At 68.4% G+C, this 18,587-nt stretch carries 19 protein-coding genes; 18 read left to right on the plus strand and 1 reads right to left on the minus strand.

From position 1 onward, the window contains the following. Positions 1 to 3: 3 nt before the first annotated feature. Positions 4 to 972 (plus strand): phosphotransferase family protein, encoded by a 969-nt coding sequence (locus tag MVA01S_RS04050; RefSeq protein ID WP_003928971.1) that lies wholly within the window; start codon positions 4 to 6, stop codon positions 970 to 972. Positions 973 to 1,067: 95 nt separating this feature from the next. Then, positions 1,068 to 1,397: a DUF6285 domain-containing protein gene (locus MVA01S_RS04055; RefSeq protein ID WP_003928972.1), complete on the plus strand. Its 330-nt coding sequence runs from the start codon at positions 1,068 to 1,070 to the stop codon at positions 1,395 to 1,397. A 75-nt stretch (positions 1,398 to 1,472) separates the two neighbouring features. On the opposite strand, the gene MVA01S_RS04060 is transcribed toward MVA01S_RS04055, so the two are convergent. Beyond that, the gene (locus tag MVA01S_RS04060; RefSeq protein WP_003928973.1) at positions 1,473 to 2,102 is read right to left on the minus strand and encodes a class I SAM-dependent methyltransferase; all 630 of its coding nucleotides are present in this window, start codon (positions 2,100 to 2,102) and stop codon (positions 1,473 to 1,475) included. A gap of 40 nt (positions 2,103 to 2,142) precedes the next feature. On the opposite strand from MVA01S_RS04060, the gene MVA01S_RS04065 reads away from it, so the two are divergent. The 16 genes from MVA01S_RS04065 to nuoN all read left to right on the plus strand — a co-directional run bounded on the left by MVA01S_RS04065 (position 2,143) and on the right by nuoN (position 18,567). Then, the gene (locus MVA01S_RS04065; RefSeq protein WP_040540141.1) at positions 2,143 to 2,535 is read left to right on the plus strand and encodes a nuclear transport factor 2 family protein; all 393 of its coding nucleotides are present in this window, start codon (positions 2,143 to 2,145) and stop codon (positions 2,533 to 2,535) included. A gap of 78 nt (positions 2,536 to 2,613) precedes the next feature. After that, positions 2,614 to 3,033, plus strand: coding sequence for an Rv3143 family two-component system response regulator (locus MVA01S_RS04070; RefSeq protein ID WP_003928975.1), 420 nt, complete (start codon positions 2,614 to 2,616; stop codon positions 3,031 to 3,033). A 161-nt stretch (positions 3,034 to 3,194) separates the two neighbouring features. Then, on the plus strand, positions 3,195 to 3,569 hold the full coding sequence (locus tag MVA01S_RS04075; RefSeq protein WP_003928976.1) for an NADH-quinone oxidoreductase subunit A: 375 nt from the start codon (positions 3,195 to 3,197) through the stop codon (positions 3,567 to 3,569). Next, on the plus strand, positions 3,560 to 4,114 hold the full coding sequence (locus tag MVA01S_RS04080) for a NuoB/complex I 20 kDa subunit family protein (RefSeq protein ID WP_003928977.1): 555 nt from the start codon (positions 3,560 to 3,562) through the stop codon (positions 4,112 to 4,114). The genes MVA01S_RS04075 and MVA01S_RS04080 overlap by 10 nt, the downstream gene beginning before the upstream one ends. Further along, entirely contained in the window at positions 4,111 to 4,794 is a 684-nt protein-coding gene (locus tag MVA01S_RS04085; RefSeq protein ID WP_003928978.1) for an NADH-quinone oxidoreductase subunit C, read from the plus strand. Before MVA01S_RS04080 ends, MVA01S_RS04085 begins: the two co-directional genes overlap by 4 nt. Further along, positions 4,794 to 6,122, plus strand: a complete 1,329-nt coding sequence (nuoD, locus tag MVA01S_RS04090) for an NADH dehydrogenase (quinone) subunit D (RefSeq protein ID WP_003928979.1) — start codon at positions 4,794 to 4,796, stop codon at positions 6,120 to 6,122. The genes MVA01S_RS04085 and nuoD overlap by 1 nt, the downstream gene beginning before the upstream one ends. Further along, on the plus strand, positions 6,119 to 7,006 hold the full coding sequence (gene nuoE / locus MVA01S_RS04095) for an NADH-quinone oxidoreductase subunit NuoE (RefSeq protein ID WP_003928980.1): 888 nt from the start codon (positions 6,119 to 6,121) through the stop codon (positions 7,004 to 7,006). Before nuoD ends, nuoE begins: the two co-directional genes overlap by 4 nt. Then, positions 7,003 to 8,322 (plus strand): NADH-quinone oxidoreductase subunit NuoF, encoded by a 1,320-nt coding sequence (gene nuoF / locus MVA01S_RS04100; protein ID WP_003928981.1) that lies wholly within the window; start codon positions 7,003 to 7,005, stop codon positions 8,320 to 8,322. The genes nuoE and nuoF overlap by 4 nt, the downstream gene beginning before the upstream one ends. Continuing rightward, entirely contained in the window at positions 8,319 to 10,700 is a 2,382-nt protein-coding gene (locus MVA01S_RS04105; protein WP_003928982.1) for an NADH-quinone oxidoreductase subunit G, read from the plus strand. The genes nuoF and MVA01S_RS04105 overlap by 4 nt, the downstream gene beginning before the upstream one ends. Further along, positions 10,697 to 11,929 carry an NADH-quinone oxidoreductase subunit NuoH gene (gene nuoH, locus MVA01S_RS04110; RefSeq protein ID WP_003928983.1) on the plus strand — a complete coding sequence of 411 codons (1,233 nt, stop codon included), beginning with the start codon at positions 10,697 to 10,699 and terminating at the stop codon, positions 11,927 to 11,929. Before MVA01S_RS04105 ends, nuoH begins: the two co-directional genes overlap by 4 nt. Next, entirely contained in the window at positions 11,922 to 12,464 is a 543-nt protein-coding gene (nuoI, locus tag MVA01S_RS04115; RefSeq protein ID WP_003928984.1) for an NADH-quinone oxidoreductase subunit NuoI, read from the plus strand. Before nuoH ends, nuoI begins: the two co-directional genes overlap by 8 nt. Then, positions 12,457 to 13,203: an NADH-quinone oxidoreductase subunit J gene (locus MVA01S_RS04120; protein ID WP_003928985.1), complete on the plus strand. Its 747-nt coding sequence runs from the start codon at positions 12,457 to 12,459 to the stop codon at positions 13,201 to 13,203. Before nuoI ends, MVA01S_RS04120 begins: the two co-directional genes overlap by 8 nt. Beyond that, positions 13,190 to 13,489, plus strand: coding sequence for an NADH-quinone oxidoreductase subunit NuoK (gene nuoK / locus MVA01S_RS04125; protein WP_003928986.1), 300 nt, complete (start codon positions 13,190 to 13,192; stop codon positions 13,487 to 13,489). Before MVA01S_RS04120 ends, nuoK begins: the two co-directional genes overlap by 14 nt. Positions 13,490 to 13,505: 16 nt before the next feature. Further along, positions 13,506 to 15,419, plus strand: a complete 1,914-nt coding sequence (gene nuoL, locus MVA01S_RS04130) for an NADH-quinone oxidoreductase subunit L (protein ID WP_003928987.1) — start codon at positions 13,506 to 13,508, stop codon at positions 15,417 to 15,419. Further along, entirely contained in the window at positions 15,413 to 16,993 is a 1,581-nt protein-coding gene (locus MVA01S_RS04135; RefSeq protein WP_040540143.1) for an NADH-quinone oxidoreductase subunit M, read from the plus strand. Before nuoL ends, MVA01S_RS04135 begins: the two co-directional genes overlap by 7 nt. After that, positions 16,990 to 18,567 (plus strand): NADH-quinone oxidoreductase subunit NuoN, encoded by a 1,578-nt coding sequence (nuoN, locus tag MVA01S_RS04140; protein WP_003928989.1) that lies wholly within the window; start codon positions 16,990 to 16,992, stop codon positions 18,565 to 18,567. Before MVA01S_RS04135 ends, nuoN begins: the two co-directional genes overlap by 4 nt. Positions 18,568 to 18,587 lie beyond the last annotated feature (20 nt).

An 18,587-nucleotide genomic window follows, 5' to 3' on the forward strand; every position in this document is an offset into this window, starting at 1 on the left:
GCGATGAGTGAATTGGCCGAGGCGCTCGAGGGGGTGCTGCGGCCGGTGCTCGGCGACACCACCGTGGAGAACCTGCAACGGCTCACCGGCGGCGCCAGCCGGACCACCTGGGCCTTCACCGCACGAAGCGGTACACAGACCCGCCCGCTGATCCTGCGTACCGGCGCCCGCGACGACATCCACGCCAGCATGGAGCTGGAGGCACAGGTGCAGCAGCGCGCCGCTGCCGCGGGTGCGCCGGTCCCCCACATCCTGGCCGCGGACAATTCGCCCGAGGCGGTCGGAGAGCCGTACCTGATCTGCGATGCCATCGGTGGCGAGACGATCGTGCGCCGCATCTTCCGCGGTCTCGACGATGCGGGTCGGGCCCGCCTGCTCGGGCAGTGCGCGACGGCGCTGGCGGCGATCCACCGCGCCGACACGGCGGGCATCGGGCTGACCGCCCCCGACGAGCTCGCGGGCTGGCGCACACGGCTCGACGAGATCGGCGACACCACAGCCACTTTCGAATGGGCGTTCCGCAGATTGGCAGATGCGCGTCCCGACCCCTCGCCGATGCGACTGGTGCACGGCGATTTCCGGATGGGCAACCTGATCGTCGACGGTTCGGGGTTGGCCGCCGTGCTGGACTGGGAGCTGACCCACATCGGCGAGATCTATGAGGACCTGGCCTGGTTCTGCATCCGGGCGTGGCGGTTCGGCGCTCCCGAATCGTCCGGCGCCGGCGGGCTGGGCAGCGTGGAGACGTTCCTTCAGGCCTACGAGGCCGCCGCCGACCTCCCGCTGGACCGCAACGCCTTTCGCTGGTGGCTGACGGTGGCGACGCTGCGGTGGGGGGTCATCTGCCGGCACCAGGCCGAACGTCACCTGTCCGGCGATTCCCCGTCGGTCGAACTCGCGGCGATCGGGCGGCGGGTCAGCGAGACCGAATGGGATCTACTGGATCTGATGTCCGGAGGAGGGCCGCGATGAGCGCTTGCGCGAAGAGCCGAGGGTCGCGATGAGCGCTTGCGCGAAGAGCCGAGTACCCCGATGAGCGCTTGCGCGAAGAGCCGAGGAGGACCGCAATGAGCAGCAGGCCCACCGCGGCGGAACTCGTGGCCGCCGTCGCCGACTTCCTCGACGAGGACGTCCGCGCGGTCGGCGGTCAGGTCGGTTTCCATTCCCGTGTCGCGGCCAACGTGCTGCGCATCGTGGAGCGCGAACTGCTCGACGCGGATGCGGAGCGGGTGCAGGCGTCGCTGGCCGGCCTCGGCCACCCTGATGAGAAGTCGCTGGCGCGGGCGATCCGGGCCGGCGAACTCGACGCTCGACCGGACGACGTGATGGCGTGCCTGCGCGAGCTGGTGCGCCACCGGTTGTCGATCGACCACCCCGGGTACGCCGACGGGCGATGAGTGCCGGAGTCACCGCAGTCACGCGGAAGGACCCGACCGAACCGGATCGGTCGCCTCGACTGCGGTGAGTCGCGCTCACAACCGGCGGAACCGTGCCAGCCACGCGGGTTCGTCGACGACGGTGCCGACCGCCAGGCCCAGCGCGTCGGCGTGCGCCTCACCGACGGTCCCCCGGTAGGTGGTCTCGGTGAGCGCCTCGACCTCCCAGCCCGTCCCGAACGCGCCGCGCAGGACGGGCTCGCTGACCTCGGGGCCGAATCCGCGGCCCGCGTCGGACAACGCGAGCACGTGCACCCGAGAGCCGGGCCGGGTCGCACCGCGCAGGCTCTGCACGTAGGAGACGCGGTCGCCGTCGTCGAAGATGTGGAACAACGCGCTGTCGACGATCGTGTCGTATTTTGGCTGTTCAGGTAGGTGCAGCGCATCCGCCACCTCGAAGCGGGCGGTCACACCGCGGGCCTCCGCGTTGCGCCGGGCCTGCTCGACAGCCGTCGGTGCGCCGTCCACCCCCAGCACGTCGTATCCCGCCGCGGCCAGCAGGAGGGTGTGCTCGCCGGTGCCGCATCCGACGTCGAGCACCCGGCCGCTGATCAGGCCGGCGCGTTCGAGCCCGATGACGGCCGGCTGCGGCTCACCGATGACCCACGGCGGGGTCGTGTTCTTGTAGAAGTCGTCGAAACCCGAAAGGGTGGGGGTCAGATCCATGCTGTCAGTGTTCAACCTGAACCGAAGTTGAGGTCAACCCGTGCCGGACGTAGTGGTCACCGAGGTGGCCGACCGGTTGTTCGCGGCGATCGAGCGCAGCGACGTCGCGACCGTGGCGCAGCTGTTCAGCCCGGTCGTGGCGGTGTGGAAGAGCGGCGACACCCGGGACAACGACCATGCCCGATCGGTCAAGATCATCAGGTGGTTCGTCGAGGCCACCCTCGATCGCCGCTACGAGGTCCTGGACCGGCAGGTGTTCGACGGTGGATTCGTGCAACAGCACGTCCTGCGTGCGCGGGGACGTACCGGAGCGACGATCGCGATGCGGGTGTGCATCGTGATCAAGGTCGGCGCCGACGGCCTGATCGCCCGCATCGACGAGTACTTCGACCCCGCCGAGATCGCCCCGCTGTTGTCGCACACGTCGTCATGACCTTCGGAAAACTGCCACGCAACAGCCTTTTTCGGGGTTCGGACCTCGCCATACCGGTCGCGGGCTAACATCGCGCCCATGGCTGTGCCATCTCCGGAGCCATCGCGGGGGCAGGACCCGCTGCGGATCCTCGTCTACAGCGACAACCCCGGGACCAGGGACCAGGTCCGGCTTGCGCTGGGCAAACGCATCCACCCGGACCTGCCGGAGCTGACCTATCTCGACGTCGCCACCGGCCCGATGGTGATCAGGCATCTGGACGAGGGCGGATTCGATCTGGTCATCCTCGACGGGGAGGCCGCACCCGTCGGCGGGATGGGGATCGCCAAGCAGCTCAAGGACGAGATCGGGCACTGCCCGCCGGTGCTGGTGCTGACCGGACGCCCCGACGACGCGTGGCTGGCCAGATGGTCACGCGCGGAGGCGGCCGTCCCGCATCCGATCGACCCGATCCGGCTGAGCGACGCGGTCGTGTCGCTTTTGCGCCCGGCGCCCTGACCCGAACAGGGAAAACGCCTGGCGCAGTTGCCCATTCGGGGCGCGCAGCATCGCCGGACGACGCCACTGGCGATACTAGCCAAAATGTGTGGCGCGGATCGCAAACACGGCTAGGCTGTGTGGTAGCTCACATCGACTGCCCCGAGGAGCTGCAACGCAGTATGGATTTGTACACGCCGATTCTGGTGCTTGGTGCGATCGCCGCTGTGTTCGCCGTCGGGTCCGTCGGCATCGCGCTGCTGATCGGCCCGAGACGTTACAACCGGGCCAAGCTCGAAGCCTACGAGTGCGGGATCGAGCCGATGAACCCGTCCGCCCCGGGCGCGGCGGCCACCGGACATCGGTTCCCGATCCGGTACTACCTGACCGCGATGCTGTTCATCGTCTTCGACATCGAGATCGTCTTCCTCTACCCGTGGGCCGTCGCCTTTGACAGCCTCGGTCTGTTCGCGCTGGTGGAGATGCTGTTGTTCATGCTCGTGGTGTTCGTTGCCTACGCCTATGTGTGGCGACGGGGAGGCTTGCAATGGGACTAGAGGAACGGCTACCCGGCGGCATCCTGCTGTCGACCGTGGAGAAGGTCGCCGGGTACGTGCGCAAGGGTTCGCTGTGGCCGGCGACCTTCGGCCTGGCGTGCTGCGCGATCGAGATGATGGCCACCGCGGGGCCACGTTTCGACATCTCCAGGTTCGGCATGGAACGGTTCTCGGCCACCCCGCGGCAGGCCGATCTGATGATCGTGGCCGGCCGGGTCAGCCAGAAGATGGCGCCGGTGCTGCGCCAGATCTACGACCAGATGGCCGAGCCGAAATGGGTGCTGGCCATGGGGGTGTGTGCGTCGTCCGGCGGGATGTTCAACAACTACGCGGTGGTGCAGGGCGTCGATCATGTGGTGCCGGTGGACATCTACCTGCCCGGATGTCCGCCCCGGCCGGAGATGCTGCTGCACGCAATCCTCAAACTGCACGACAAGATTCAGCAGATGCCGCTCGGCGTGAACCGTGAGGAAGCCATCCGCGAGGCCGAGCAGGCCGCGCTGGCGCTGACGCCGACGATCGAGTTGAAAGGGCTGCTGCGGTGACGCCCGATCCCGACGGCGACGCGGGCCCCGAGGTGATCGGGGTGCAGCGCGGCATGTTCGGTGCCAGAGACACCGGCGACACCTCCGGGTACGGACGGCTGATCCGTCCGGTCGCGCTGCCCGGCAGCACCCCTCGCCCGTACGGCGGCTACTTCGACGATGTCGTCGACGCGCTGGAAGCCGCCCTCGGCGCGAACGTTTACGCCGAGTCGATCGAACGCGTGGTGGTCTACCGCGACGAGCTCAGCATCGAGGTGCACCGCGAGCGACTGGTGCCGGTGGCACAGACCCTGCGCGACGATCCGGCGCTGCGTTTCGAACTCTGCCTCGGTGTCAGCGGGGTGCACTATCCCGACGAGGCAGGCCGCGAGCTGCACGCGGTGTACCCGTTGATGTCGATCACGCACAACCGACGCATCCGCGTCGAAGTGGCCGCGCCCGACGACGATCCGCACATTCCGTCGCTGTTCCGGATCTACCCCACCACCGACTGGCACGAGCGTGAGACCTACGACTTCTTCGGTCTGATCTTCGACGGCCATCCGGCGCTGACCCGAATCGAGATGCCCGACGACTGGGTGGGACATCCGCAACGCAAAGACTATCCGCTGGGCGGGATTCCGGTGGAGTACCACGGCGCCGAGATCCCCCCGCCCGACCAGCGGAGGGCATACAACTGATGACCACATCATCACCACCGCCCGAGCGGGTGGTCGTCGTCGGCGGCCAGGACTGGGACCAAGTCGTCTCTGCGGCACGGCAGAATGCCGCAGAACACGCCGGTGAGCGCATCGTGGTCAACATGGGCCCGCAACATCCGTCGACGCACGGCGTGCTGCGGCTCATTCTCGAGATCGAGGGCGAGACGATCGTCGAAGCCCGGTGCGGGATCGGCTATCTGCACACCGGGATCGAGAAGAACCTGGAGTTCCGCAACTGGACGCAGGGCGTCACATTCGTGACCCGGATGGACTATCTGGCACCGTTTTTCAACGAGACGGCGTACTGCCTCGGGGTGGAGAAACTGCTCGGTGTCACCGATGCGATCCCGGAGCGCGCCACGGTGATCCGGGTGATGATGATGGAACTCAACCGGATCTCCAGCCATCTGGTTGCGCTCGCCACCGGCGGCATGGAACTCGGGGCGATGACGGCGATGTTCCTCGGCTTCCGGGAACGCGAGCTGATTCTGTCGGTGTTCGAGACGATCACCGGGCTGCGGATGAACCACGCCTACATCCGGCCGGGCGGAGTGGCCGCCGATCTTCCGGACGAGGCCCTCCCCCAGATTCACGACCTGCTGACGCTGCTGCCCGAACGTCTGCGCGATCTGGAGAACCTGCTCAACGAGAACTACATCTGGAAAGCGCGCACCCAGGGGGTCGGCTACCTCGACCTCACCGGGTGCATCGCACTGGGCATCACGGGCCCGGTGCTGCGGTCCACCGGGCTGCCGCACGACCTGCGCAAGTCCCAACCCTATTGCGGCTACCAAACCTACGACTTCGACGTCGTCACCGACGACCGGTGCGACTCCTACGGCCGGTACCTGATCCGGGTCAAGGAGATGCACCAGTCGATCAGGATCGTCGAGCAGTGCGTCGAGCGCCTCGAACAGCTGACCGGCGCGCCGGTGATGATCACTGACAAGAAGCTCGCGTGGCCCGCCGATCTCAAGGTCGGGCCCGACGGGCTGGGCAACTCCCCCGAGCACATCGCCAAGATCATGGGCCATTCGATGGAGGGTCTGATCCACCATTTCAAGCTGGTGACCGAGGGCATCCGGGTGCCGGCCGGCCAGGTCTACGTCGCGGTGGAGTCGCCGCGCGGTGAGCTCGGCGTGCACATGGTGTCCGACGGCGGGACGCGTCCCTACCGGGTGCACTACCGGGACCCGTCGTTCACCAATCTCCAAGCGGTCGCCGCGATGTGCGAGGGCGGCATGGTCGCCGACGCGATCGCCGCGGTGGCGTCGATCGACCCGGTGATGGGCGGGGTGGATAGGTGACGAGCGTCTTTCTTGAGCTGGGCCAGCGGCCCGACGAGCCAGGCCCGCCGATCCACGGTGCCGCGGCGTACCCGGACGAGGTCACCGCCAGGCTGGCGGCCGACGCCGCGACGATCATCGCCCGCTATCCGCAGGCCAGATCGGCGCTGCTGCCGCTGCTGCACCTGGTGCAGGCCGAGGACAGCTGCCTCACCCCTGCCGGAATCCGCTTCTGTGCCGCGCAATTGGGACTCACCGATGCCGAGGTCACCGCGGTCGCGACCTTCTATTCGATGTACCGGCGGCAACCCACCGGCGAGTATCTGGTCGGGGTCTGCACCAACACGCTGTGTGCGGTGATGGGCGGTGACGCGATCCTGGAAAGCCTGCAGAGCCATCTGGACATCGCGCCCGGCCAGACCACCGACGACGGTACCGTCACGCTGGAGCATCTCGAATGCAACGCGGCCTGCGACTACGCGCCGGTGGTGATGGTCAACTGGGACTTCTTCGACAACCAGACCCCGTCGTCGGCGCGGGAACTGGTGGACGCTCTACGTTCGGGTGAGACGCCGACACCGTCGCGCGGCGGGTCGCTGTGCACATTCCGGGACACCGCGAGAATCCTTGCCGGGCTGAACGGTCCGTGCGACGCCGAAAGCTCGGGTGTGGTCGGGACTGCCACGCTGGCGGGGTTGCGGTTCGCCCGCGAGCACGGCATGTCGGCACCCCAGGCCGGCACCCCGTCGGACAGCACCGGTCACGAACCGGCTGGCCCGTCGGGCCGGGATCAGGCCGAGGCCACCGAAGCGGTGAAGGACCAACCGGCGCCTGCGCCGTCGGCCGACGTGCCCGCCCAGGCCGGGACGCCGGAAACCGATCCCGGATCGGCGGATTCGCGATGACGGCGTTGACTCCGGTGCTGAGCAGGTTCTGGGACGAACCGGAGCCCTGGTCGCTGGACACCTACCGCCGCCATGGCGGCTACCAGGCGCTGGAGCGCGCGCTGGCCATGCGCCCGGACGACGTGATCGGCATCGTCAAGGACTCCGGCCTGCGCGGGCGGGGCGGGGCCGGGTTCCCGACGGGAACGAAGTGGTCGTTCATCCCGCAGGGCGACGAAGGTGCAGCGGCCCGACCGCACTATCTGGTGGTCAACGCCGACGAGTCCGAACCCGGGACGTGCAAAGACATTCCGCTGATGATGACCACCCCGCACTTCCTGGTCGAGGGTGCGATCATCGCCGCGTACGCGATCCGGGCGCACCACGCGTTCATCTATCTGCGCGGCGAGGTGGTGCCGGTGCTGCGACGACTGCAGGCCGCGGTCGCCGAAGCCTATGCCGCCGGACATCTGGGCAGCGACATCCACGGATCGGGTTTCGACCTGGAACTGATCGTGCACGCCGGGGCCGGCGCATACATCTGCGGTGAGGAGACCGCGCTGCTGGACTCGCTGGAGGGCAGGCGTGGCCAGCCCCGGTTACGTCCCCCGTTCCCGGCCGTCGCAGGCTTGTACGCGTGCCCGACGGTGGTCAACAACGTCGAGTCGATCGCCAGCGTGCCCCCGATCCTGAGCAACGGCGTCGACTGGTTCCGCTCCATGGGTACGGAGAAGTCGCCCGGGTTCACGCTGTACTCGCTGTCCGGTCACGTCACCACCCCCGGCCAGTACGAGGCGCCGCTGGGAATCACGCTGCGGCAGTTGCTCGAATACGCCGGCGGGGTGCGCGCCGGCCACGAGTTGAAGTTCTGGACCCCGGGTGGCTCGTCGACGCCGCTGCTCACCGCCGAACACCTGGACGTGCCACTGGATTACGAGGGCATGGCCGGGGTCGGGTCCATGCTGGGTACCAAGGCTCTGCAGATCTTCGACGAAACCACGTGTGTGGTGCGGGCGGTACGGCGCTGGACGCAGTTCTACGCCCACGAGTCGTGCGGCAAGTGCACCCCGTGCCGGGAGGGCACGTACTGGTTGGCCCAGATCTACCAGCGACTGGAGAGCGGTGCCGGCACGGAAGCGGATCTGGACAAGCTGCTCGACATCTCCGACAACATCTTCGGAAAGTCGTTCTGCGCACTCGGTGACGGCGCCGCGAGCCCGATCCTGTCCTCGCTCAAGCATTTCCGCGCCGAGTACGAGGCACATCTGGACAGCTCGGGGTGCCCGTTCGATCCGTATGCCTCGATGCTGGCCGCACCGGAAGGGGTCGGCGCATGACGCTCGCCGAGCACAGCCACGACGCCCCACCGGTGGAGATGGTGACGCTGACCATCGACGGCACCGAGATCTCGGTGCCCAAAGGCACGTTGGTGATCCGCGCGGCGGAGTTGATCGGTGTGCAGATCCCGCGCTTTTGCGATCACCCGCTGCTGGACCCGGTCGGAGCGTGCAGGCAGTGCCTCGTCGAGGTCGAGGGTCAGCGCAAACCGCTGGCCTCGTGCACCACGACGGTGACGCCCGACATGGTGGTGCGCACTCAGCACACCTCCGAGGAGGCGGACAAGGCGCAGCACGGCGTGATGGAACTGCTGTTGATCAACCACCCGCTGGACTGTCCCGTCTGCGACAAGGGCGGCGAATGCCCACTGCAGAACCAGGCGATGTCCAACGGCCGCGCCGAGACCCGCTTCGAAGACGTCAAACGCACGTTCCCGAAGCCGATCGCCATCTCGTCCCAGGTGCTGCTGGACCGGGAGCGCTGCGTGCTGTGTGCCCGCTGTACCCGCTTCTCGGATCAGATCGCCGGGGACCGCTTCATCGATCTGATGGAACGCGGTGCGCTGCAGCAGGTCGGCATCGCGCCCGGGGAACCGTTCCAGTCCTACTTCTCGGGCAACACCGTCCAGATCTGCCCGGTCGGTGCACTTACCGGTGCGGCCTACCGCTTCCGGGCGCGCCCGTTCGACCTGGTGTCCAGTCCCAGCGCGTGCGAGCACTGCGCATCGGGATGCGCGCAGCGCACCGACCACCGCCGGGGCAAGGTGCTGCGCCGACTGGCCGGCGACGACCCCGAGGTCAACGAGGAATGGAACTGCGACAAGGGACGCTGGGCATTCACCTACGCGACGGTCGGTGACCGGCTCACCACACCGCTGGTGCGCGAGGAGGGCGCCCTGCGACCGGCGTCGTGGTCGGAGGCGCTCGGTGTCGCCGCCGCGGGACTGACCGCGGCCGTGGGCAACGCCGGGGTGCTGGTCGGCGGCCGGGTGACCGCCGAGGAGGCCTACGCCTACGCCAAGTTCGCCCGGATTGTGCTGGGCACCAACGACATCGACTTCCGCAGCAGGCCGCACAGCGCCGAGGAGGCCGACTTCCTCGCGACCCACGTCGCGGGGTTGCCGATGACGGTGACCTACGCCGATCTGGAGAAGGCACCGGCGGTGCTGTTGGCCGGTCTGGAGCCGGAAGAAGAGTCGCCGATCGTCTTTCTGCGGCTGCGCAAGGCGGCCCGCAAGCGGGGCCTGCAGGTGCTCTCGGTGGCGCCGCTGGCCACCCGGGCCCTGGGTAAGCTGTCGGGCCGGTTGATCCGTTGCGCCCCAGGGGCGGAGGCGGTCGCGCTGGACGGGCTGGCCGGGGACGCACTGCTCGCGATGCCCGGTGCCCTGCTGCTGGTCGGCGAACGTCTCGCCACGTCGCCGGGTGCGTTGTCGGCGGTGGGCCGGCTGGCCGAGTCCACCGGCGCACGCATCGCGTGGATCCCGCGGCGGGCGGGCGACCGGGGCGCGGTCGAAGCCGGTGCGCTGCCCAATCTGCTACCCGGCGGCCGCCCCGTCCAGGATGCGTCGGCCCGCAGGCAGGTCGCCGACGCGTGGCACGTCGACGACCTGCCCGCCGCCCCTGGCCGGGACACCGCGGCCATCCTGGCTGCCGCCGGTGCAGGCGCCCTGGGCGCCCTGCTGATCGGCGGGGTGGAGCCGGCCGATCTCCCCGACCCGGACGCCGCGCTGGCCGCGGTGGCATCCGCACGGTTCGTCGTGAGCCTGGAGTTGCGCCACAGCGCGGTCACCGAACACGCCGACGTGGTGTTCCCGGTCGCCCCGGTCGCCGAGAAGGCGGGTTCGTTCGTCAACTGGGAGGGGCGGATTCGCCCCTTCGCGCCGTCTCTGCACACCAATGCGGTCTCGGATCTACGGGTGCTGAACTTCCTGGCGGACGAGGCCGGGGTCGACCTCGGTCTGACGACCGCCGCCGACGAGCGTGCCCGTCTCGGAATCTGGTCCGGAAGTCGGGTCGCGCCGCCACCGGTGGACCCGTCGCCGCCGCAGCCGCACGCCGGTCAGGCCGTGCTCGCCGGCTGGCGCATGCTGCTCGACGACGGCCGGTTGCAGGACGGCGAGCCCCACCTCGCCGGCACCGCACGCCGGCCCGTGGCCCGTCTGTCGCAGACCACAGCCGCCGAAGTCGGCGTGGCCGACGGTGAACTGCTGACGGTGAGCACCGATCGCGGCGCGATCTCGCTGCCGCTGCAGGTGACCGACATGGACGACCGGGTGGTCTGGCTGCCGCTGAACTCCCCCGGCAGTCACGTGCACCGGACCCTCGGTGTGACCACGGGTGCCGTGGTGTCCGTCGGGAACGGCTGGAACCCGGCATGACCTACCCGGATCCGACTCTGTTCGGCCACGACCCGTGGTGGCTGATCCTGGCCAAGTCCCTCGGCATCTTCGTGTTCCTGCTGCTGACCGTGCTGGCGGCGATCCTCATCGAGCGAAAGATCCTGGGCCGCATGCAATTGCGGATCGGCCCCAACCGGGTCGGTCCCGGCGGTCTGCTGCAGTCGCTGGCCGACGGGGTGAAGCTCGCGCTCAAGGAAGGCCTCGTCCCGGCCGGTGTGGACAAGGGCATCTATCTCGCCGCACCGGTGATCGCGGTCATCCCGGCGTTCATGGCGTTCGCCGTGATCCCCCTCGGCGGCGAGGTCTCGGTGTTCGGCCATCGCACCGCGCTGCAGCTGACCGATCTGCCTGTCGCGGTGCTCTACATCCTGGCGGTGACCTCGATCGGGGTGTACGGCATCGTGCTGGCCGGCTGGGCGTCGGGGTCGGTCTACCCGCTGCTGGGCGGGCTGCGCTCGACGGCCCAGGTGATCTCCTACGAGATCGCGATGGCGTTGTCGTTCGTCGCGGTGTTCATCTATGCGGGCACGATGTCCACCTCGGGTATCGTCGCCGCCCAGGCCGACACCTGGTACATCTTCCTGCTGCTGCCGTCCTTTCTGGTGTATCTGACGTCGATGGTCGGTGAGACCAACCGCGCGCCCTTCGATCTGCCGGAGGCAGAGGGTGAGCTCGTCGGCGGATTCCACACCGAGTACTCGTCGCTGAAGTTCGCGATGTTCATGCTCGCCGAGTACGTCAACATGACCACGGTGTCCGCGCTGGCCACCACCCTGTTCCTGGGCGGCTGGCGGGCTCCGTGGCCGGTCAGCCTGTGGGAGGGCGCCAACAGCGGGTGGTGGCCGCTGTTGTGGTTCACCGCCAAGGTGTGGCTGTTCCTGTTCGTGTTCATGTGGCTGCGCGCCACCCTGCCGCGCATGCGTTACGACCAGTTCATGGCATTGGGTTGGAGAATCCTGATCCCGGTGTCGCTGGTCTGGATCGCGATCGTGGCCATCACCGAGCCGCTGCGCGACCGGGGTGTGTCGTCGTGGGCCATCGCGCTGGTCGGGCTCGCGGTCGTCGCAGCACTTCTGCTGGCGCTGCTCGGGTGGAAGCGGCTGCGGTCGGGCCGGATCCGGCCCGAACCCGTGCCGGCCGGCCCCGCCGCCTACCCGGTGCCCCCGCTGCCTGCCCGGGACCGTCCGAAGGAGAGCGCAGATGCCTAGATTCCTCGACGCCGTCGCCGGTTTCGGCGTCACCTTCGGGTCGATGTTCAAGAAGCCGGTGACCGAGCAGTACCCGGAGGAGCCCGGCCCGGTGGCCAAGCGGTATCACGGCCGCCATCAGCTCAACCGGTACCCCGACGGCCTGGAGAAGTGCATCGGCTGTGAGTTGTGCGCGTGGGCCTGTCCGGCCGACGCGATCTTCGTCGAGGGCGCCGACAACACCGAGTCCGAACGGTATTCGCCCGGCGAGCGGTACGGCCGGGTCTATCAGATCAACTATCTGCGGTGCATCGGGTGCGGGCTGTGCATCGAGGCGTGCCCGACCCGCGCGCTGACGATGACCAACGACTACGAGATGGCCGACGACAACCGTGCCGACCTGATCTACGGCAAGGACAAACTGCTGGCGCCGCTGCAGCCGGGTATGCAGAACCCGCCGCACGCGATGGCCCCCGGAAGCACCGACGACGACTACTACCTGGGCAACATCGGTCCGGCCGCCGGGGAACCCGAGGTGAGGGGCGCGCATGGGTGAGGCGGTGCTGTTCTGGGTGTTCGCGGCGGTGTCGGTGGCAGGCGCGCTCGGTGTGGTCACCGCACGGAAAGCGGTCTACTCGGCGATCTCGTTGGCCACCACGATGATTGCGCTCGCCGTGCTCTACATCGCCCAGGACGCGCCGTTCCTCGGTGTCGTCCAGATCGTCGTCTACACCGGGGCGGTCATGATGCTGTTCCTGTTCGTGTTGATGCTCATCGGCGTGGATTCCTCGGAATCTCTGGTGGAAACCCTGCGCGGGCAGCGGGTGGCGGCCATTGCCATCGGGCTCGGTTTCGGGGTGCTGCTGGTCGCCGGAATCGGCAACGTCACCACCGACGGCTTCGTGGGTCTGGATCAGGCGAACCGGGACGGCAACGTCGAGGGGTTGGCGGCGTTGATCTTCACCCGGTACCTGTGGGCGTTCGAGTTGACGGGCGCCCTGCTGATCACCGCGGCGCTCGGCGCGATGGTGCTGACCCACCGGGAACGTTTCCAGCGCCGCAAGACCCAGCGCGAACTGGCCATCGAACGGTTCGCCCCCGGCGCGCACCCGACGACGCTGCCCAACCCCGGCGTGTACGCCCGTCACAACGCCGTCGACGTGCCCGCCCGCCTTCCCGACGGCACCGCCGCCGAACTGTCGGTGAGCGCGATCCTGCAGGTGCGCACGGTGCCCTCCGACGAACACGAGCGCGGAGAGCAACGGCCTGACGGGGGTGGGCATGAGCCCCGATAACTATCTGTACCTGTCGGCGTTGCTGTTCACCATCGGCGCAGCAGGAGTGCTGTTGCGCCGCAACGCGATCGTCATGTTCATGTGTGTGGAGCTGATGCTCAACGCCGCCAATCTGGCGTTCGTGGCGTTTTCGCGCATGCACGGGCATCTCGACGGTCAGGTGGTGGCGTTCTTCACCATGGTGGTCGCGGCGTGCGAGGTCGTGATCGGGCTGGCCATCATCATGACGATCTTCCGGACCCGGCGCTCCGCCAGCGTCGACGCGGCCAGCCTGCTGAAGCACTGATGACACTGAGGACCGGATGACTGCACCCGTGTGGCTTCTGATCGCGCTGCCGCTGGCCGGTGCCGTCGTCCTGCTTCTGGGCGGCAGGCGCGCGGACCGGTGGGGGCATCTGCTCGGTACCGCGGCTGCGGTGGCGTCCTTCGTCTGTGCGGCAGCGTTGTTCGCCGGCATGCTGGGCCGCGACGCCGCGCATCGCGCCACGACCGAGACGTTGTTCAGGTGGGTGCCGGTCGGTGAGCTACAGGTCGACTTCGGGTTGCAACTCGACCAGCTGTCGATGTGTTTCGCGCTGCTGATCACCGGTGTCGGCTCACTGATCCACATCTACTCGATCGGCTACATGGCCGACGATCCGGACCGGCGTCGCTTCTTCGGATACCTCAACCTGTTTCTCGCCGCGATGCTGCTACTGGTGCTCGCCGACAACTACCTGGGCCTGTACATGGGTTGGGAGGGCGTCGGTCTCGCGTCGTACCTGCTGATCGGGTTCTGGTCGCACAAGCCGTCGGCGGCCACGGCGGCCAAGAAGGCGTTCATCGTCAACCGGGTCGGTGACGTGGGGTTGGCGATCGCACTGATGGTGATGTTCAGTGCGGTCGGGGCGGTGTCGTTCACCGCGGTGTTCGACGCCGCACCGCAACTGGGCGAGGGCACGCTGACCGCGATGGGGCTGATGCTGCTGCTGGCGGCGTGCGGCAAGTCCGCGCAGGTGCCGCTGCAGTCCTGGCTGGGAGATGCGATGGAGGGCCCGACGCCGGTGTCGGCGCTCATCCACGCCGCCACGATGGTCACCGCGGGGGTGTACCTGATCGTGCGGTCGGGCCCCGTCTTCAACCTGGCCCCGCACGCGCAGACCGCCGTGGTGGTCGTCGGCGCGGTCACGCTGCTGTACGGCGCGGTGATCGGCTGCGCCAAGGACGACATCAAGAAGGCGCTGGCCGCGTCGACGATGAGCCAGATCGGCTACATGGTGCTGGCGGCCGGTCTGGGCCCGGTCGGGTATGCGTTCGCGATCATGCACCTGCTCACCCACGGGTTCTTCAAGGCCGGGCTGTTCCTCGGCGCCGGCTCGGTGATGCACGCGATGGACGACGAGGTCGACATGCGCCGGTACGGCGGGCTGCGCAAGGCATTGCCGGTCACCTTCGTCACGTTCGGTCTCGGCTATCTGGCGATCATCGGCGTCCCGCCGCTGGCGGGCTTCTTCTCCAAGGACGGCATCATCGAGGTCGCTCTCGGCGCCGGCGGACTCAAGGGCGTGCTCCTCGGTGGCGCAACGATTCTCGGTGCCGGGCTCACCGCGTTCTACATGACGCGGGTGATGCTGATGACGTTCTTCGGGCAGCGACGCTGGGCGGATCACGGGGCGAGCGAAGCGACGGGAGAAACACAGGGGCCTCACCCCCACGAGGCGCCCGCGGTGATGACCTGGCCGATGATCCTGCTGGCGGTCGGTTCGGTGACCGCCGGTGCCGCCCTGGCGGTCGGCGGCACCCTGGAGCATTGGCTGGAACCGGTGGTCGGCAGCGGGGAAATCCACCACGTGCTGCCGGTGTGGGTGGTGACGGTGATCGTGCTGTCGGTGGTCGCGGTCGGTATCGCGATCGCGTACCGGATGTACGGGGCTCGCGCGGTGCCCGAACAGGTTCCGGCCGGTTCGCCCCTGACCGTGGCCGCGCGTCGCGACCTGTACGGCGACGCGTTCAACGAGACGGTGCTGATGCGCCCCGGCCAAACTCTGACCCGCGGTCTGGTCGAGCTGGACGACGAGGCGGTCGACGGTGCCGCGGCCGGCCTGGCCGCCGGGGTGTCCCGGTTCTCCCGCGGACTGGGCCGCCTGCAGACCGGGTTCGCCCGCTCCTACGCGCTGTCCATGCTGGCGGGTGCGGCCGTCGTCGTCGCGATGATTCTGGCGGTGAATCTGTGGTGACTTCATTCCCGTTGCTGACCGCGCTGTGGGTTGTCCCGATGGTCGGCGCGGCGGTGGTGATGCTGTTGCCCGCCTCGGCGCGCACGCTCGCGAAGTGGGTGGCGCTGGCGGTGTCGCTGGTGGTGTTGGTGGTCGCCGGTGTGGTCGCGGCCGGCTTCGACCCCGGCGGAGAGCAGTTCCAGTTCGTCGAGAACTACCGCTGGATACCGTCTTTCGGCACCGGCTACATCCTCGGCGTGGATGGCATCGCGCTGGCCCTGGTGGTGCTGACCGCGGTCCTGCTGCCGCTGCTGATCGTCGCCGGCTGGAACGACGCCCGCGACGAGCACAGCTGGGGCGGGCGGTCGGTGCACCTCTACTTCGCGCTGACGCTGGCCGTCGAGGGGATGGTGCTGATCTCGTTGCTCGCGTTGGACATCCTGTTGTTCTACGTGTTCTTCGAGGCGATGTTGATCCCGATGTACTTCCTGATCGGCGGCTTCGGCGGCGCGCAGCGCAGCAGGGCTGCGGTGAAGTTCCTGCTGTACAACCTGTTCGGCGGCCTGATCATGCTCGCCGCGGTCGTTGGCCTCTACGTGGCGACCGCGGGAAGCGACGCGTTCGGGGCCGGCACCTTCGACTTCCGCGCGATCGTCGCCGCCGTCGCCGGCGGCGAGTTCGTCGTCAACCCGCTGGTGATGCACCTGTTGTTCGGCGGCTTCATGTTCGCGTTCGCGGTCAAGGCGCCGCTGTGGCCGTTCCACCGCTGGCTGCCCGACGCCGCGGTCGAGGCCACCCCGGCCAGCGCCGTGCTGATGATGGCGATCATGGACAAGGTCGGCACCTTCGGCATGATCCGCTACTGCCTGGCGCTGTTCCCGGAGTCCGCAACGTATTTCAGTGGTCTGATCATCACGCTGGCGGTGGTCGGCATCCTGTATGGGGCGGTGGTGGCCATCGGCCAGACCGACGTGATGCGGCTCATCGCCTACACGTCGATCTCCCATTTCGGTTTCATCATTCTGGGCATCTTCGTGATGACCACCCAGGGCCAGTCCGGGTCGACGCTCTACATGGTCAACCACGGAATCTCGACGGCGGCACTGTTCCTGATCGCCGGATTCCTGGTGTCGCGGCGCGGATCCCGGCTCATCGACGCCTACGGCGGGGTGCAGAAGCTGGCCCCGGTGCTGGCCGGCACCTTCCTGGTGGCCGGGTTGGCGACGCTGTCGCTGCCCGGGCTGGCGCCGTTCATCAGCGAGTTCCTGGTGCTCATCGGAACGTTCACCCGCTATCCGGTGTTCGCGGTGCTGGCCGCCGGCGCGCTGGTGCTCTCGGCGATCTACATCCTGTGGATGTACCAGCGGATGATGACCGGCCCGGTCCCGGCGGCGCTGGCCGGCGGTGAGCACAGGATCGTCGACCTGGTGCCGCGTGAGATCGCGGTGGTGGCACCACTGATCGCACTGCTGTTGGTGCTGGGCGTGTATCCGAAGGTCGCGCTCGACGTCATCAACCCGGCGGTGACCCACACCTTGACCACCATCGACCGACCCGACCCGGCTCCCCGGATGGCGGAAGGCCCGCTGCGATGAACCTGCCGACCCAGTTGCCGACGCCGTCCGTCGAGTACGGCCTGGTCTCTCCGATGCTGATTGTGCTGGGCGCAGCGGTGCTCGGCGTGCTCGTCGAGGCGCTGCTGCCTCGCCGGCTGCGCTACCGCGCGCAGGTCACGTTGAGCGTCGCCGCCCTGGTGGCGGCGTTCGGTGCGGTCGTGTTTGTCGCACGGGATCTGCACGGCGGCAACGGTGTCGACGCGGTGATGGGTGCGATCGCGGTGGACATGCCCGCCCTGTTCCTGCAGGGCACGATCCTGCTGGTCGGCGTGCTCGGTATCCTGCTGATCGGTGAGCGGGCGCCCGCGTCGCCGGACGCCGAGTCCCGGGGGCTGGACGCGTTCACCCCGCAGGCGTCGGCGGTCGCGGGCAGCGTGGCCGAGAAGGTCGCCAGCAGAGCCGGTGTCATGCAGACCGAGGTGTTCCCGCTGACGATGTTCGCCCTGGCCGGGATGCTGCTGTTCCCGGCCGCCAACGATCTGTTGACGATGTTCATCGCACTGGAGGTGCTGTCGCTTCCGCTGTACCTGCTGTGCGGGCTGGCGCGGCGGCGACGGCTGCTGTCCCAGGAGTCGTCGCTGAAATACTTTCTGCTGGGCGCGTTCGCGTCGGCATTCTTCCTGTACGGCGCGGCGATGCTGTACGGGTATGCGGGCACCCTGCGGTTCCAGGGGATCGCCGAGGCGGTGTCGGCCGGTACCGGCAAGACGTCACTGGCATTGATCGGCACAGGGCTGGTGCTGGTGGGTGTGCTGTTCAAAGTCGGTGCGGTGCCGTTCCATTCGTGGATCCCGGACGTCTACCAGGGGGCGCCGACCCCGGCCACGGCGTTCATGGCAGCTGCCACCAAGATCGCGGCGTTCGGCGCGATGCTGCGCCTGTTCTATGTCGCGCTGCCCGAGCTGCGCGACGACTGGCGGCCCGTGCTGTGGGCGATCGCCATCGTGACCATGGTGGTGGGCACCGTCACCGCCGTCACCCAGAACGACGTCAAGCGCATGCTGGGCTACTCGGCGGTCGCACACACCGGCTTCATCCTGACCGGGGTTATCGCCGGTAACGCCGCCGGGGTCTCGTCGACGCTGTTCTACCTGTTCGCCTACGGGTTCTCCACCCTCGGCGCGTTCGCCGTGGTCGGTCTGGTCCGCGACGCCGACGGCGAGGAGGACAGCGCGCTGGCGCGCTGGGCGGGTCTGGGCAGGCGGTACCCGGTGGTGGGCACCGTGTTCGCGCTGTTTCTGCTTGCGTTCGCGGGGATTCCGTTGACGAGCGGTTTCGTCAGCAAGTTCGCGGTGTTCAAAGCGGCGGGCGAGGGCGGCGCGCTGCCCCTGGTGGTCGTCGGGGTGATCGCCAGCGCCATCGCCGCATACTTCTACGTGCGGGTGATCGTGCTGATGTTCTTCACCGAACGCCCCGCCGACGCGCCGGTTGTGGTGGTGCCCAGCGCGCTGACGACCGCGGTGGTCACCGTCACCGCAGCGGTCACGTTCGCGCTCGGCGCGCTGCCGCAGCCACTGCTGGACCTGGCCGACTCGGCGGACCGCTTCTTCTGATGGCAACGCTTCCTCTGATA

The organism is Mycolicibacterium vaccae NBRC 14118 = CIP 105934, assembly GCF_001552715.1.
Classification (GTDB): domain Bacteria; phylum Actinomycetota; class Actinomycetes; order Mycobacteriales; family Mycobacteriaceae; genus Mycobacterium; species Mycobacterium vaccae.

What these genes read in the sequence shown, in the direction of transcription:
- MVA01S_RS04050 (WP_003928971.1), top strand. Translation starts at nt 4, where the DNA reads ATGAGTGAATTGGCCGAGGCGCTCGAGGGGGTGCTGCGGCCGGTGCTC.
- MVA01S_RS04055 (WP_003928972.1), top strand. Translation starts at nt 1,068, where the DNA reads ATGAGCAGCAGGCCCACCGCGGCGGAACTCGTGGCCGCCGTCGCCGAC.
- MVA01S_RS04060 (WP_003928973.1), bottom strand. Translation starts at nt 2,102, where the DNA reads ATGGATCTGACCCCCACCCTTTCGGGTTTCGACGACTTCTACAAGAAC.
- MVA01S_RS04070 (WP_003928975.1), top strand. Translation starts at nt 2,614, where the DNA reads ATGGCTGTGCCATCTCCGGAGCCATCGCGGGGGCAGGACCCGCTGCGG.
- MVA01S_RS04075 (WP_003928976.1), top strand. Translation starts at nt 3,195, where the DNA reads ATGGATTTGTACACGCCGATTCTGGTGCTTGGTGCGATCGCCGCTGTG.
- MVA01S_RS04080 (WP_003928977.1), top strand. Translation starts at nt 3,560, where the DNA reads ATGGGACTAGAGGAACGGCTACCCGGCGGCATCCTGCTGTCGACCGTG.
- nuoD (WP_003928979.1), top strand. Translation starts at nt 4,794, where the DNA reads ATGACCACATCATCACCACCGCCCGAGCGGGTGGTCGTCGTCGGCGGC.
- nuoF (WP_003928981.1), top strand. Translation starts at nt 7,003, where the DNA reads ATGACGGCGTTGACTCCGGTGCTGAGCAGGTTCTGGGACGAACCGGAG.
- MVA01S_RS04105 (WP_003928982.1), top strand. Translation starts at nt 8,319, where the DNA reads ATGACGCTCGCCGAGCACAGCCACGACGCCCCACCGGTGGAGATGGTG.
- nuoH (WP_003928983.1), top strand. Translation starts at nt 10,697, where the DNA reads ATGACCTACCCGGATCCGACTCTGTTCGGCCACGACCCGTGGTGGCTG.
- nuoI (WP_003928984.1), top strand. Translation starts at nt 11,922, where the DNA reads ATGCCTAGATTCCTCGACGCCGTCGCCGGTTTCGGCGTCACCTTCGGG.
- MVA01S_RS04120 (WP_003928985.1), top strand. Translation starts at nt 12,457, where the DNA reads ATGGGTGAGGCGGTGCTGTTCTGGGTGTTCGCGGCGGTGTCGGTGGCA.
- nuoK (WP_003928986.1), top strand. Translation starts at nt 13,190, where the DNA reads ATGAGCCCCGATAACTATCTGTACCTGTCGGCGTTGCTGTTCACCATC.
- nuoL (WP_003928987.1), top strand. Translation starts at nt 13,506, where the DNA reads ATGACTGCACCCGTGTGGCTTCTGATCGCGCTGCCGCTGGCCGGTGCC.
- nuoN (WP_003928989.1), top strand. Translation starts at nt 16,990, where the DNA reads ATGAACCTGCCGACCCAGTTGCCGACGCCGTCCGTCGAGTACGGCCTG.